The 13,425-nt window shown below is 67.0% G+C and carries 14 protein-coding genes and 1 pseudogene; 8 read left to right on the top strand and 7 right to left on the bottom strand.

Annotated features, from left to right (window positions below; genetic code table 11):
- Nucleotides 1-389, top strand: a pseudogene (locus B3547_RS12935) (chromosome segregation protein SMC); the annotation flags it as partial.
- A gap of 115 nt (nucleotides 390-504) precedes the next feature.
- Nucleotides 505-933 carry a hypothetical protein gene (locus tag B3547_RS12930; RefSeq protein ID WP_292963763.1) on the top strand — a complete coding sequence of 143 codons (429 nt, stop codon included), beginning with the start codon at nucleotides 505-507 and terminating at the stop codon, nucleotides 931-933.
- A gap of 146 nt (nucleotides 934-1,079) precedes the next feature.
- Here B3547_RS12930 and soxR read toward each other — a convergent pair whose 3' ends face one another.
- Nucleotides 1,080-1,526, bottom strand: a complete 447-nt coding sequence (soxR, locus tag B3547_RS12925) for a redox-sensitive transcriptional activator SoxR (RefSeq protein ID WP_292963762.1) — start codon at nucleotides 1,524-1,526, stop codon at nucleotides 1,080-1,082.
- Between the two features lie 94 nt (nucleotides 1,527-1,620).
- Between soxR and B3547_RS12920 the strand changes: the two genes are divergently transcribed.
- On the top strand, nucleotides 1,621-1,998 hold the full coding sequence (locus B3547_RS12920; protein ID WP_125953812.1) for a VOC family protein: 378 nt from the start codon (nucleotides 1,621-1,623) through the stop codon (nucleotides 1,996-1,998).
- Here B3547_RS12920 and ubiA read toward each other — a convergent pair.
- Nucleotides 1,989-2,906 carry a 4-hydroxybenzoate octaprenyltransferase gene (ubiA, locus tag B3547_RS12915; RefSeq protein ID WP_292963761.1) on the bottom strand — a complete coding sequence of 306 codons (918 nt, stop codon included), beginning with the start codon at nucleotides 2,904-2,906 and terminating at the stop codon, nucleotides 1,989-1,991. The two genes, B3547_RS12920 and ubiA, sit on opposite strands and share 10 nt — an antisense overlap.
- A gap of 75 nt (nucleotides 2,907-2,981) precedes the next feature.
- On the opposite strand from ubiA, the gene B3547_RS12910 reads away from it, so the two are divergent.
- From B3547_RS12910 to B3547_RS12900, 3 genes are all read left to right on the top strand, one after another.
- Nucleotides 2,982-3,731 carry a 16S rRNA (uracil(1498)-N(3))-methyltransferase gene (locus B3547_RS12910; protein ID WP_292963766.1) on the top strand — a complete coding sequence of 250 codons (750 nt, stop codon included), beginning with the start codon at nucleotides 2,982-2,984 and terminating at the stop codon, nucleotides 3,729-3,731.
- Nucleotides 3,732-3,806: 75 nt separating this feature from the next.
- The gene (locus B3547_RS12905) at nucleotides 3,807-5,180 is read left to right on the top strand and encodes a glutamate--cysteine ligase (RefSeq protein WP_292963759.1); all 1,374 of its coding nucleotides are present in this window, start codon (nucleotides 3,807-3,809) and stop codon (nucleotides 5,178-5,180) included.
- 17 nt (nucleotides 5,181-5,197) lie between these two features.
- Entirely contained in the window at nucleotides 5,198-5,497 is a 300-nt protein-coding gene (locus B3547_RS12900; RefSeq protein WP_292963757.1) for a putative quinol monooxygenase, read from the top strand.
- 4 nt (nucleotides 5,498-5,501) lie between these two features.
- On the opposite strand, the gene B3547_RS12895 is transcribed toward B3547_RS12900, so the two are convergent.
- The 5 genes from B3547_RS12895 to B3547_RS12875 all read right to left on the bottom strand — a co-directional run bounded on the left by B3547_RS12895 (nucleotide 5,502) and on the right by B3547_RS12875 (nucleotide 11,311).
- Nucleotides 5,502-6,878, bottom strand: coding sequence for a methyltransferase family protein (locus B3547_RS12895; protein ID WP_292963756.1), 1,377 nt, complete (start codon nucleotides 6,876-6,878; stop codon nucleotides 5,502-5,504).
- A gap of 80 nt (nucleotides 6,879-6,958) precedes the next feature.
- Entirely contained in the window at nucleotides 6,959-8,329 is a 1,371-nt protein-coding gene (locus tag B3547_RS12890; protein WP_375600787.1) for a PQQ-like beta-propeller repeat protein, read from the bottom strand.
- Between the two features lie 25 nt (nucleotides 8,330-8,354).
- Nucleotides 8,355-9,140, bottom strand: coding sequence for a tetratricopeptide repeat protein (locus B3547_RS12885; RefSeq protein WP_125953817.1), 786 nt, complete (start codon nucleotides 9,138-9,140; stop codon nucleotides 8,355-8,357).
- 162 nt (nucleotides 9,141-9,302) lie between these two features.
- Nucleotides 9,303-10,454, bottom strand: coding sequence for a glycosyltransferase (locus B3547_RS12880; protein ID WP_292963755.1), 1,152 nt, complete (start codon nucleotides 10,452-10,454; stop codon nucleotides 9,303-9,305).
- The gene (locus tag B3547_RS12875; RefSeq protein WP_124811192.1) at nucleotides 10,451-11,311 is read right to left on the bottom strand and encodes an alpha/beta fold hydrolase; all 861 of its coding nucleotides are present in this window, start codon (nucleotides 11,309-11,311) and stop codon (nucleotides 10,451-10,453) included. Before B3547_RS12875 ends, B3547_RS12880 begins: the two co-directional genes overlap by 4 nt.
- A gap of 161 nt (nucleotides 11,312-11,472) precedes the next feature.
- On the opposite strand from B3547_RS12875, the gene B3547_RS12870 reads away from it, so the two are divergent.
- Together B3547_RS12870 and B3547_RS12865 are read left to right on the top strand one after the other, a co-directional pair.
- On the top strand, nucleotides 11,473-12,888 hold the full coding sequence (locus B3547_RS12870) for a protein adenylyltransferase SelO (protein ID WP_292963764.1): 1,416 nt from the start codon (nucleotides 11,473-11,475) through the stop codon (nucleotides 12,886-12,888).
- A gap of 68 nt (nucleotides 12,889-12,956) precedes the next feature.
- The coding region (locus B3547_RS12865) for an aldehyde dehydrogenase family protein (RefSeq protein WP_414690560.1) at nucleotides 12,957-13,425 on the top strand (469 nt) is incomplete at its 3' end.

Genomic DNA, 13,425 nt, shown 5'->3' with positions numbered 1-13,425 from the left:
TCGAATCCGACGATCCGCTGGAAGCCGGCCTCGAAATCTTCGCCCAGCCGCCGGGCAAGCGCCTGCAATCGCTGACGCTGCTGTCGGGCGGCGAACAGACGCTGACCGCCGTGGCGCTGATCTTCGCGCTGTTCCTCACCAACCCCGCACCGATCTGCGTGCTGGACGAAGTGGACGCCCCGCTCGACGACGCCAACGTCGAACGCTTCTGCGACATGCTCGACGCGATGGTCGGCGAAACCCAGACCCGCTACCTTATCGTCACCCACAACGCGGTCACGATGAGCCGGATGCACCGCCTGTTCGGCGTGACCATGGTGGAAAAAGGCGTCTCGCGGCTGGTCAGCGTGGACCTTGGCGCCGCCGAGGAACTCCTGGCGACGGCGTAGCGGCGTGGACAAATTCGGGCATGGTCGGAGCGACAGTTATCCGGCATTTTCCAGAAACCAGCCTGCCCGTATACGACGCGGTTGCGAACATTCGATGTAAGACTATTTTCAGGCCATGACCGAAAAGCTCGACCGTTTATTCAGCCGAGCCGAAGCGATTCTGGCCGGCAAAGCAAATGGCTTTGGGATACCGATTTTGCGAACACTTGCTCACCGGCAATATGGGCCAGCAATGTTGATGCTAGCCGCCCTGCAAACGGACAGTGGTACCCGAGGAGAGTTTGGCAGGTTTTGCAACGCCAATGACCCCGCCGGCTTGATGTATCGAGCTTTCCGAAAAGGCGAAGTCAATGCGGCGCAAAACCTTGCGCTCACCCTGTTCTACCTTGGCGACCTTGCCGGATACCGCCGCTGGCTACGGCAAGCGGCCAGGGGCGGTGATGAAGATGCAGCAAGGGAATTGAGTAGGTTCGAGGTGCGACAACCTTGGCCGCTCGCGCAGAAGACTAAGCGCAAGCGCCCTTTCAGGAAAGATGGCAGCTAGCCCTCCTATTCCCGCCGCAACGATTATCCCGCGCGCGACGCCGTAGCGAACTTTGAACCTGCGCAACTGCGCTCGTCCTGAGTCTGTCGAAGGACGAGCGGGTGTGGGGGATTTAAGCGGCCGCTCCCCCGCCCCAGGGCCAGCCATCAGCCGGCATCCAGCACATAGCGCGGGCCGGCGCCTTCCACCCCGGCGCGGTCATCCGGGTTGTAGAGGCGGCAGCGCGCCAGGCTGAGGCAGCCGCAGCCGATGCAGGCGTCCAGCTTTTCGCGCGTGCGCTCCAGCGTGGCGATGCGGCGGTCGATCTCGCCCCGCAGCGAACGGCTGATCCGCGCCCAGTCGCGCGCATTGGGCGTGCGCCCCTGCGGCAGCGCGGCCAGTTCGCGCTCGATCTCGGCCAGTCCGAGCCCCAGCTTCTGCGCGATCAGGATGAAGCTGAGCCGCCGGATGTCCGACCGCAGGAAGCGCCGCTGGTTGCCGCTGCTGCGCACCGACTCGATCAGTCCGCGCTGCTCGTAATAGCGGATGGCGGACACGGCGAGGCCGGTACGCCGCGCCAGCGCGCCTATCGGGATCAGGTCGTTGCGGTTCATGCAGCCATCGTAATCACAGCTTGACCTCAAGTCAGCTTTAGATTGCATCGTCACGAGCATCGATTCGCAACCATCCCCGAAAGGACACAGAACGATGCAGCCCGCCCGCCTTGAACACGTCAACATCACCGTCAGCGATCCCGAACGCATGGCATCGTTCCTGTCTCGGCTGTGCGGGTGGGAGGAACGCTGGCGCGGCCCTTCGCAACTGGGCGGCTGGACCATCCACGTCGGCAGTGCCGATACCGACTATCTCGCGCTGTGGACGCCCGACGAGAAGCGGCCGATGCGCTTCGCCAAGAGCCTGCCGCTCAACCATGTGGGCCTGCTGGTGGACGATCTGGACGCGGCGGAGCGCACCGTCATCGAGGCCGGACTCGTGCCGTTCAACCACGCGGATTACGAACCCGGCCGGCGATTCTACTTCTTCGATTGGGACGGCATCGAATTCGAAGTGGTCAGCTACACCTGACCGGCCGCGCCCACCACCAGGCAAGCCGCCGCCATGAGCAGGCCGGCAAAGCGGTTCGACCGGAACCGCGCCAGGGCGCTGTCGCCATCATCCGGCCGCAGCGTCCCGGCCTGCCAGGCGAGATGCGCCGCCACCGGCAGCAGGGCCAGCAGCGCCACGGGATCGGGCCGCACCAGCCACACCGCGCCGCCCCAGCAGGCCACCGCCATGGCATAGAGCGCGCCCACGCCCGCCTTTACGTGCCGGCCCAGCGACAGCGCGCTCGATCCCACGCCCACGAGCGCGTCATCCTCGCGGTCCTGGCAGGCGTAGATCGTGTCGTAGCCCATGCACCACGCCCAGCAGCCCGCGTAAAGCAAGGCCAGCCCGCCCAGCCGGTCGAACCCGGCCACTTCCACCCAGCCGACCGGCGCGCCCCAGGTGAAGACCAGCCCCAGCCACGCCTGCGGCCAGCCGGTGATGCGCTTCATGAACGGATAGGCCGCCACCAGCGCCAGGCTGCCCAGCGCCACCACCTGCGCCTGCCAGCGCAGTTGCAGCAGGACGACCAGCCCGATCAGGCATAGCGCCACCAGCCACACCCATGCCGCCTTCGCCGAAACGCGCCCGCTCGCCACCGGCCGCGCCGCCGTGCGCGCCACCTGCCGGTCGAGATCGGCATCGACGATGTCGTTATAGACGCACCCCGCCCCGCGCATCGCGATCGAGCCAAGCAGCAGCCACAGCACGATCGGCCAGCGCGCGGCTCCCCCCGCCAGCAGCACGCCCCAGGCGCAGGGCCAGAACAGCAGCCACCAGCCAATCGGCCGGTCGAACCGCGCCAGCAGCGCGAAATCGCGCAAGCCCGGCGGCAGATGCGCAACGAGGCCGCGAAGTTCGCTATCGGGAACGATCTGTGCGGAGGTCATGGCGACGCTATAGCACCTCGTCTTCCCCGGGAAAGCGGGGATGACGAAGGGCGCTTGCGGCGATAAGAAGCCATGATGCCCGCCACCCCCGCCTGGCCACCGCGCAGCGCGCCGCGCCTGTTCGTCGAAATGCCCCTGCGCGAAGGCATGACCCTGCCGCTGGACGGGCCGCAGGCGCACTATCTCGCCAAGGTCATGCGCGTGACGCAGGGCGATGCGGTGATGCTCTGCGACGACAGCACCGGCGAATGGTTGGCGCGCGTCACCAATGCGGGCAAGCGCGACGTCATGCTGGAAATCGAACGGCGCCTACGCCCGCGCGAAGCCGTGCCCGATTTCTGGCTGTGCCCCGCGCTGCTCAAGAAACCGAACTTCGACCTCGTGCTCGAAAAGGCGACCGAACTGGGGGTCGGCACGGTCCGCCCCATGCTGACGCGGCGCTGCGTGGCGGACAAGCTCAACCCCGAACGCGCCCGCGCCATCGTGACCGAGGCGGCGGAGCAATGCGCGCGCACCGCGTTGCCCGTGCTGGCCGATCCGGCAAAGCTGGAGGCGCTGGTGCGCGACTGGCCGGCGGAGCGCGTCCTGTTCTTCGCCGACGAGACCGGCGGCGCGCCCGCCGCCGCCGCCTTTGCCGCGCATCCCGGCCCGGCCGGGCTGCTCACCGGCCCCGAAGGCGGGTTCGACGATGCCGAGCGCGCACTGATCCGCGCCCATCCCGCCGCCGTGCCGATATCGCTTGGCCCGCGCATCCTGCGGGGGGAAACCGCGGCCATCGCGGCTACCGCGCTGTGGATGGGAATTTCCGGCGACTGGAACGGCTGAGCCTTCCATTTCCGGGATAGTGTATTTCCGATTTCGCGCTGGCCAGAAGGCCTTGCAGGCACTAACGGAACGCGCATGAGCACGCGGCAAGTTTCAAATAGCAACGATCCCGTCATCGAAAGCCGCGAGCAGCTCGTGGCCCCCATGCAGCGCGGTGAAAAACCACGCGAAAACTGGCGGATCGGCACCGAGCACGAGAAGTTCGTCTATAGCACGCGGGATTATCACGCCCCTTCCTATGCGGAACAGGGCGGCATCCGCGACCTGCTGATGGCGCTGACCGAATACGGCTGGGAGCCCATCATCGAGGGCGGCAACGTGATCGCCATGGGCGGGGCCGATGGCACCGTCAGCCTGGAGCCGGCCGGCCAGCTCGAACTCTCCGGCGCGCCACTGGAGAACCTGCACGAGACCTGCGCCGAAACCGGCCGCCACCTGGCGCAAGTGAAGGCGATCGGCGACAAGCTTGGCATCGGCTATCTCGGCCTGGGCCTGTGGCCCGACAAGCGCCGCGAAGACCTGCCGATCATGCCCAAGGGCCGCTATGAGATCATGCTGCGGCACATGCCGCGCGTCGGCTCGATGGGCCTCGACATGATGCTGCGCACCTGCACCATCCAGACCAACCTCGACTACGCGAGCGAGGCGGACATGGTGCAGAAGTTCCGCGTCAGCCTGGCCCTGCAACCGCTGGCGACCGCGCTGTTCGCCAATTCGCCGTTCCTCGAAGGCAAGCCCAACGGCTTCCTGTCGTACCGCAGCCACATCTGGTCGGATACCGATCCGGCGCGCACGGGGATGCTGCCGTTCGTGTTCGAGGATGGCTTCGGCTACGAACGCTATGTCGACTACATGCTCGACGTGCCGATGTATTTCGTGTTCCGCGACGGCAAGTATATCGACGCCGCCGGCCAGTCGTTCCGCGATTTCCTGGATGGCAAGCTGCCCGCGCTGCCCGGCGAAAAGCCGCTGAAGTCGGACTGGATCGACCATCTTTCCACCGCCTTCCCCGAAGTGCGGCTCAAGAGCTTCCTCGAAATGCGCGGTGCCGATGGCGGCCCGTGGAGCCGCATCTGCGCACTGCCCGCGCTGTGGGTGGGCCTGCTCTATGACCAGACCGCGCTCGATGCGGCCTGGGATCTGGTGAAGGACTGGGACATGGACGGGCGCGAGCGCCTGCGCTCCAGCGTGCCCAAGCTGGGCCTGGACGCGCCCCTGCCGGGCGGCGGTACGCTGCGCGACATCGCGGGCGAAGTGCTGCGCATCGCGCGCGCCGGTCTTTCAGCGCGCAACCGCCTCAACGGCGCCGGCGACAATGAAACGGGCTACCTGCACCCGCTCGACGAGATCGTCAGCACCGGCAAGACACCAGCCGAACGGCTGCTCGATCTCTATCACGGCGAATGGGGCGGCGACGTTTCCAAGGTCTACGCCGTCAAGAGCTTCTGAACGCGAAGGAACACGCGATGATTCTGGTCATGGGCAGTTTCCGCCTGCCGGCGGCGAACTTCGACAAGGCGCTGCCGATGATGGCAAAGGTGATCGCCGCCACGCGGGCCGAGGACGGCTGCATTCTCTATGCCTATTCGCGCGACGTGGCCGACCCCGAAGTGATCCGCGTCAGCGAGAAGTGGCGTGATCGCGCAGCGCTCGACGCCCATTTCAAGACCGCGCACATGGCGGCCTGGGCGCAGGAACGCGCCGAACTCGGCCTTTCGGACCGCGACATCCGCATCTTCGAGACCGACGAAGGCGTGGCCGTCTAAGCAGTTATTCGGCCGGCTGAAGCTCTACCCGTGCCGGCATCACGCGCCGGCGCAGGCGGTTGAACGCGCTGGTCAGCAGGCCGTGCTCATCCATCCACGCATGATAGGCGCGGTACTTGGGGTCCGAGGCGAGCAAGTGCTTCTCCTCGGTCTTGGCGCGCCAGTAATAGACCGCGCTGACCAGCCCCAGCGTGACCGTGTTGCGCACCGCGTCGGTCATCGAATGGTTCACGGTCAGGAACGGCAGCGAGGCCAGCCACCAGTAGGCGTTCTTGGACACATAGGCGGGATGGCGGGTGATGGCGTAAGGCCCGTTGGTGAGCACACCGCGCCAGGTGAGGTTGGAAAAGCGCAGGCCGAACGCCACGGTCGCCCAGGCATAGGCCGCGGTCAGCAGCACCAGCGCCGCCCCCCAGATCCACAATAGCGTGGTGTGACCCTGCAGCCAGAAGTCCCACTCCGCCCCGTTGGCGCGATAATCGAGCACGTCGCCACCGCCCATCAGGATGAACGGCGGGTAGCAGATCAACGCCGAGAGCCAGCCGCCGAGGTAAGGGTTCGCCGTGCGGATCTGCGCATCCAGCGGCTTCATCGTCAGCAGATAGCCGACCATGGCGATCTGCACGTCGACCATGAACATCGTCTCGATCGTCAGGCCGGCGATCCGCACCGGATCGTGGGCCGCCAGCGACCAGTCCGCCTGGACCACGGCAGCGAACCCGCCGGGCAGGATCGAGATCATGAAGGCGCAAAAGAAGCCCTTCACCGTCCACGCGCGCAAGTGGTGATAGACTTCCTCGCGCGCATAGGCTTCGCGCCCCATCAGCATCGCGCCGAAATGCCACGCTCCGTCGCGCGGGTTCACCAGCACGCGATCGAGCCACAGCACATAGGGGACGGAGCCGAGGAACAGCAGCGGGGCGATGGTTTCCAGCACGTCCATCGCGAACAGGTATTGCCCGCGCCAGTACCAGCGCCCCAGGCAGTAGACGAAGCCGATCAGCGTCCACGTCGCCCACAGCCCGGCCAGCTTGGTGATCGCAATGTCCATCACCTCGCGCAAGGGACGCGGGCTGGACCAGTCGATCCCGGTGGAGGCGCGGCGGTGGACCTTGTCGACCAGCAGCGAATAGAGCACCATCGGCGTGCCCGAGAAAAGCAGCGCGAGAAGCGCGGCGGAAGGCCCCACCATCGGTTCGCGCGGCCCCGGCAGGCCGAACATGTCGGCGATGGCGGGCCAGTTGCGGCAGACCAGCACCCAGAACGCCAGACCGGCAAGCCCCGACAGGCCGACGCCAACGGACACATCGCTGTCCGGCCGGCTGGCCGGAACGGAAGGGGCTTGGGGCCGTGTTTCGGCCACGGAACCGTGCGCGCTCATGCGCGGCAGGTTTAGCTTTCAAGCATGAGCAAAGCGTAAAGGCCGGCCGGCGCCAGCCTTATGCCTCGTCGGCGGCCCGATCAGCGAAACGCCGTGATCCGGCCATTGTTGTCGAGGATATAGAGCGTCTGGTTGGCGACCACCGGCGGCAGCGATACCGCGCCGGAAACCTTGCCCCATTCGCTCGCTGTTCCGTCGGTGACCGACAGGGTGAACACTTCGCCGCGCGAATTGGCGACCCACAGGCGATCGCCCGCCAGCACCGGGCCGGTCCAGAAGATCGGGTTGGTCTTCTTCTTCTCGCTGCCCCAGCGGCGCAGCTGGGTCAGCCAGCGCACCTTGCCGGTGCCCTTGGCGATGCACAGCAGCTTGGCTTCGTCGGTCAGCGTGAAGATCCATTCGCCGGCGATGGCCGGGGTGGAAATGCCCGCGAGGTTGAGTTCCCACACGCGCTGGCCGGTAACGAGTTCGTAGGCGGCCATGCGCCCGCCCTGCCCCAGCGCGTAGACGCGGCCACGCTCGATGATCGGATCGGCGTCGATGTCGGTCAGCGTCGAGACGCTGGTGGCGATGCTGGTGCGCGCCAGCGCATCGGACCAGAGCTGGCGGCCGTTCTCGTAGCGGTAGGCGACCAGTTCGCCCGAGCTGTAGCCGGCAACGATCGTGCCCTGCCCGGCAGCCGGCGCGGCCACGCCGAACACGCCGGTCTGCGCGACCGAGGCGGATTCGTTCCAGAGCAGCGCGCCGTCCTCGATATTGAGCGCGACGATCTGGTTGTCCTGCGTCATCACATAGACCGCGCCGAAGCTGACCGTCGGCGACCCGCGCAGCGGCCCGGCCGGCTTGACGCGCCACTTGATCGCGCCGTCCTTGGCATCGAGCGCGGCAACTTCGCCCAGGCCCGTCGTCACATAAACGCGGCCCTCGTTGTACGAAGCGCCACCGCCGAACACCGAACCGCCGTTTTCGGGCAGCTTGAAGCCCGCCCGCCACAGCTCCTTGCCGGTGTTGGCGTCCATCGCGCGGACCATGCCTTCGGTGTCCATCACGAACAGCTTGCCATCGCCGATCACCGGCGAGGCGGCCAGTCGCTGCTTGACCGAGGAACCAGCGATATTGGCGCTCCACAGGCGTTGCGGCGTGGCACCGAGCGCAAGGTGGCCATAGGACTTGCTGGCCGTGCCACCGCCCTGCGCCCATTCCGTGTTCACTTCGGCCGGCGGCAGCACCACCTGCATGCCCGAAATCGCGGTATCGACCTTGGTGCCAGCCTCGATCCGCGAAAGGATCGGCACGCGCTGCCCCACCGTGGGCGTGGTCTTGACCTTGTGCTTGCCCGCACACCCGCCGACCGCGACCGCCAGGGCGATCACCCCGGCCATGCCTGCGCGGCGAACCAGCCGGCGGCGCGCGGCAATGCCGCCATGTTCCTGCACCGGATTGCGCATCATCCCCGTCATCCCCGTCAAACTGGTGTTACTGGGCGCCGGCGTCGGCCGGCCCCTGCTGTGCCTGGCCCTGCGCAATCAGAGCTTTCGGATCATCGATGGTATCAACGCCCAGCGTGCCCGCCAACTGGCGCGCGCGTTCGCGGATCGAGGCCGGAACGGTCTTGTCCTTGGCCATTGCCGCGAACAGCGGCCCGGCCAGATCGTTCTTGCCCTGCTTCAGGTAGGCGACGCCGAGCAGTTCGCCCGCGCTGCCGAACCAGGCATTGCCCGGCACGGCCAAGGGCTTGAGCCGCTCCACCACCTTTTCCGGCGGCAGCTTGTCCATGGTGATCGCCACTTCGCGGATCGTGGCGAGATCGCGGTAAGCCTGCGGCGCGCTCTGGTCCGCGGCGACGGCGGCGAGCAGCTTCGCGGCATCATCGGTCTTGTTCTGCTGCGCGGCGATGCCGGCCTGCGTCAGCTGCGCGGCAGCGCGATAGCCCGGTCCGCCATCCTTCACCAGCGGCGCCATGCTGTCGCTGCTGGTCTGCACGCGGCCGGCTTCGAGCTGATCGAGCGCGATCGTCATCCGTTCGCCCTGTTCGCCCGCGACCGTGGCCTTGTGATAATCGTACCACAGCCAGCCGGCCAGGCCGACCAGGCCCGCCACCACCAGCGCGCCCACCGGCTTGCCATAGCGGCGCAGCGCATGAAACAACTGGTCCTCGCGCAGCGCATCGTCGACTTCGCGCAGGAACACATCGCCTTGCGCGGCCTTGCGTTCGGCAAGCTGATCGGAGCGGGACTGCGGACGGGTAGGACGAAGGGCCAAGGCTGCGCTTTCGGCGGTCAGTTAACGGAAGTGCCGGGTGTTTAGCGGATAGACCCGCCTTTTCAACGGGAATGATTCTGGAATTCCGTGGGTGAACGTCCGGTGAAGCGGGAAACACTTGGTAATCATGGCCATCGCCCGCCCTACATGAGGGAATACGCGTCAGGGAAACTGGGTAACACCGAGCACCCCGCCATAGAGCGCGGCATAGCGCGCCACCATCGCCGCCTCGTCGAATTCCGCGCGTGCCCGCACCTGGTTTGATGCCCCGATCCGGCGGCGCAGCGCTTCGTCCCAGGCAAAGGCGGCCAGCGTCGCTTCCAGCGCGGCCTCGTCGCCCGCCGGCGTGATGAAATCGCGGTTCTCGTCCGAAACGATGTCGCGCACGTCGCCCACGGCGGGGCTGGCGATCGGCAAGCCCGCCGCCATCGCCTCCACCACGGACAGCGGAAACTGCTCGCTGTCGGACGAGAGCGCGAAAATATCGAACAGGCCGATCGCCTGCGCCGGATCAGCCACATGCCCTGGCAAGTGGACGCGATGCCCCACCTCCAGCGCGATCGCCTCGGCCACGATCGCCTCGCGGTCCGGCCCTTCGCCCACGATCACCAGCTGCCATTCGGGCGGAAGGGCACGAAAGGCGCGTACCAGCCGGCGCAGGTTCTTGACCGGGCGCAAGCCTGCCAGCGTGCCGACCCACTTTTCGCCAGGCCGCTTGACCACGCGCGGCAGCGCATCGCGCTTGGGCTTGCGATCATAGGCGGCGGTGTCGATCCCGTTGGGAATGCGGTGCACCTTGGCGGCGGGTTGGTGCCACGCCTGCAGCGCCACGCCTTCCAGCTGGCGCGACGGCACCACCAGCGCGCTCGCGCGGGCCAGCGCCACGCGACGATACCAGTTGCGCGTGGGCTTCAGCTTCTCCGCCTCGTCGGCATTGAACCCGTCTTCGTGATGAACCAGCGGCGCCAGCCCCATGGTGGGGCCGAACAGGGCGTGGGCCATCACCGCGTCCATCGCGCCCCAATTGTAGGTCAGGATCAAATCGAACCCCCGCATCGCGCGGGCCAGCGTCTGCAACCGGCGCACGCCGAACCGCCCAGCCAGCGGCGGGAAGCCGAACGGGGAATGCGCGGAAATGCCCTTGGCGATATGCGCCATCGCGCCCATCGCGCCGGGTTCGGCCGAAACGATGCTGTGGTCGATGGCGGGGCCGAAGCGGTTGATCAGCGCCACGCTGCGGCGCTCCTTGCCGCCCGCACCGAACGTCGAATGCAGGTGCAGAAGGTGCAGGCGCCGTCTGCCGCCGTCGTTCATGAGACCTGGGCGAACAGCCGGTCGATCGCCGCGATCGCTTCCGGTTCGTCCAGCGTAGGTGCGTGGCCGACGCGTTCGATCGTCACAAGCTCCATGTCCGGATGGCGCGCGACCATCCGGTTCGCGGTACCGGCGGAAAGGATGTCCGACAGGGCGCCGCGCAGCAGCAGGCCGGGCCGCCCCGCCAGCGCATCGAACAGCGACCACATATCCACCTGCGGCGTCGCGCCGGCCGGCGCGTCGAAGGGTTCGGCGATCTTCATGTCATAGTCGAACGCGATCCGTCCGCCGCTGCCCAGCGCCATCACGCGCTTGGCATAGCGAAGCCAGTCGGGCACGCCGTAATCGGGATAGACATCGGCCTGGCTTTCCTGAAGCGCGCGCGCCGCGTGCATCCAGGTTTCGAAATTCCGGCCCTGCCCCACGTATTCGCGGATGCGTTCCAGCCCGGCCTCTTCCACTTCAGGACCGATATCGTTCAACACGAATCCGGCGATCCGGCTGTTGTCCCGGCCCGCCAGCAGCATCGTCAGCAAGCCACCCAGCGACGTGCCGACCGCCACGAACCGGGCGATGCCGTGCTGTTCCAGCAGCAATTCGACATCGTCGAGATACTGCGCCGGGTTGTAGGTCATCGGGTCCTTGGCGTAATCGCTGTCGCCCCGGCCGCGCATGTCCGGACAGATGACCCGCCATTGCCCGGCAAGCCGCGCCGCCACATCCTCGAAATCGCGCGCATTGCGGGTCAGCCCCGGCAGGCAGAGCACTGGCGGCTTGTCGTCCGGCCCCGGAAAATCCCGGAAATGCAGGCGCAGCCCGTCGCGGCTGGACCAGCTGCGATTCTCGAAATCCGCCATCGCCTGAAAAACCGTTCCTTGTTCAACGCCCCCACGCGATCCGCGCCATAAGCCGAACATCCGCCCGGCTCAAACACCATTATCCCGTATCCGCGCCCAATATCCCGCATCCGCAAGCAGACCCGCTTGCCTGCGGATCGCCCAGCGACCACTATCGCTTGATGCAATCCAACCCGCAAGACGCGATCTACACCCCTGATCCCCATATCCTGTCGCTGGCCGATTGGCTCGGCGATCCGGTGGCGCCGGCAGACTTCCCCGGGACCACCCTGCGGTTCCGCAACGATCGCGCAGCGCGGGAGGTAGGCCTGGCCGGTCTCGACGACACGGCATGGATCGCGCATTTCGGCCGCTTCGCGCCATTGCCCGGCAATCTTCCGCAGCCACTGGCGCTGCGCTATCATGGCCACCAGTTCCGCGTGTACAATCCCGAACTGGGGGACGGGCGCGGCTTCCTGTTCGCGCAGATGCGCGATGGGCACGGCCGGCTGATGGACCTTGGCACCAAGGGTTCGGGGCAAACGCCATGGAGCCGGCAAGGCGATGGTCGCCTCACGCTGAAAGGCGCGATGCGCGAGGTGCTGGCGACGGAAATGCTCGAAGCGCTGGGCGTCAATACCAGCCGGACCTTCTCCGTGATCGAAACCGGCGAATCGCTATGGCGCGGCGATGAGCCTTCCCCCACCCGCGCCGCGGTGCTGGTCCGGCTCAGCCACAGCCATATCCGCATCGGCACGTTCCAGCGGCTGGGGATGCTGGATGCGCCCGCCGAGATGGAACAGCTCGTCGATTACTGCCTGGCCAGCTTTCCCGGCCCCGCCCTTCCCCCCGATGCGCCCGAGCCGGACAACAAGGCGGCCCGGCTGCTGCACCAGGTGGTCGAACGCATGGCCGACATGGCCGCCAGCTACATGGTCGCCGGCTTCGTCCATGGCGTGCTGAACACCGACAACATGAACGTGACCGGAGAGAGCTTCGACTATGGCCCCTGGCGCTGGCTGCCGACGTGGAATCCCGCGTTCACCGCCGCCTATTTCGATCACTCGGGTCTCTACGCCTTCGGCCGCCAGCCCGAGGCGATCCACTGGAACTGCGGGCAGCTTGCCGTCGCGCTGCGCCTGCTTTCGGAAGCCCCGCCGCTGATCGCGGCGCTGAACCGCTTTCCCGATCTCTACCAGCAGGCGATGGCACGGCGCTGGTGCTGGCGGCTTGGCGTGGATCCGCGCGGGCTGGAGGAAGACAGCGCGCTGATCGGCGCCTGCGAAGCCGCGATGGTGGCGCAGGGGATCGGACCGGACGCCTTCTTCTTCGCCCATCGCGGCGGGCGTGGCCCGTTTGCGGACGACGATGCGGGCGCGGCGCTGAAGGAGGCGCTTGGCCCATACCGGTCGACGGTCGACGATCACCCCTACTGGACCGACGAAGCCCCGCAATCGATGCTGATCGACGAAGTGGAAGCGATCTGGGAACCGATCGCCGAAAAGGATGACTGGACGGCATTGCACGCCAAGGTCGCCGCCGTCCGGCGCATGGGGGAAGCGCTGGGCGCCGCCCCGGCCCCGCGCGGTCATGCTTGACCGGCTTGAAAATATGGTAACCAATTTCCTGCTAGGGCGTTGCCGATAAAGCAAAAGCGAATGAACCGATGACCGCTCCTTCCGGCAACGATGCCGAGATCGTCTCCTGCGAGCCCGCGACCGGCGCCGAACTGTGGCGCGGGCCGGTGGGTGATGTGGAAGCGGCCGTCGATCGGGCGCGGCAGGCGTGGTCGACATGGGCCGCCCAGTCGCTTTCCAATCGCGTGGAACTGTGCCGGCGATTCGCCAACGAAGTCCGCAAGGAGCAGGAGAACCTGGCAGCGCTGATCGCGCGCGAAACCGGCAAGCCGCTGTGGGAAGCCCGCGCCGAGGTCGAAAAGGTCGTCGCCAAGGTCGACATCTCGGTTCGCGCCTATGCCGAACGTTCCGCCCAGCGGAAGTTCGACAGCGCGCTGCAAGGCACCGCCGCGCTACGCCACAAGCCGCACGGGGTGATGGCGGTGCTGGGCCCCTACAATCTTCCGGCGCACCTGCCCAATGCCCATATCATTCCCGCGCTGATCGCGGGCAATGCGG

It is taken from the genome of Novosphingobium sp. UBA1939 (genome assembly GCF_002336885.1).
Classification (GTDB): Bacteria; Pseudomonadota; Alphaproteobacteria; order Sphingomonadales; family Sphingomonadaceae; genus Novosphingobium.
The sequence above is the reverse complement of the archived record's forward strand: the minus strand, read 5'-3'. Positions and strand labels throughout refer to the sequence as shown.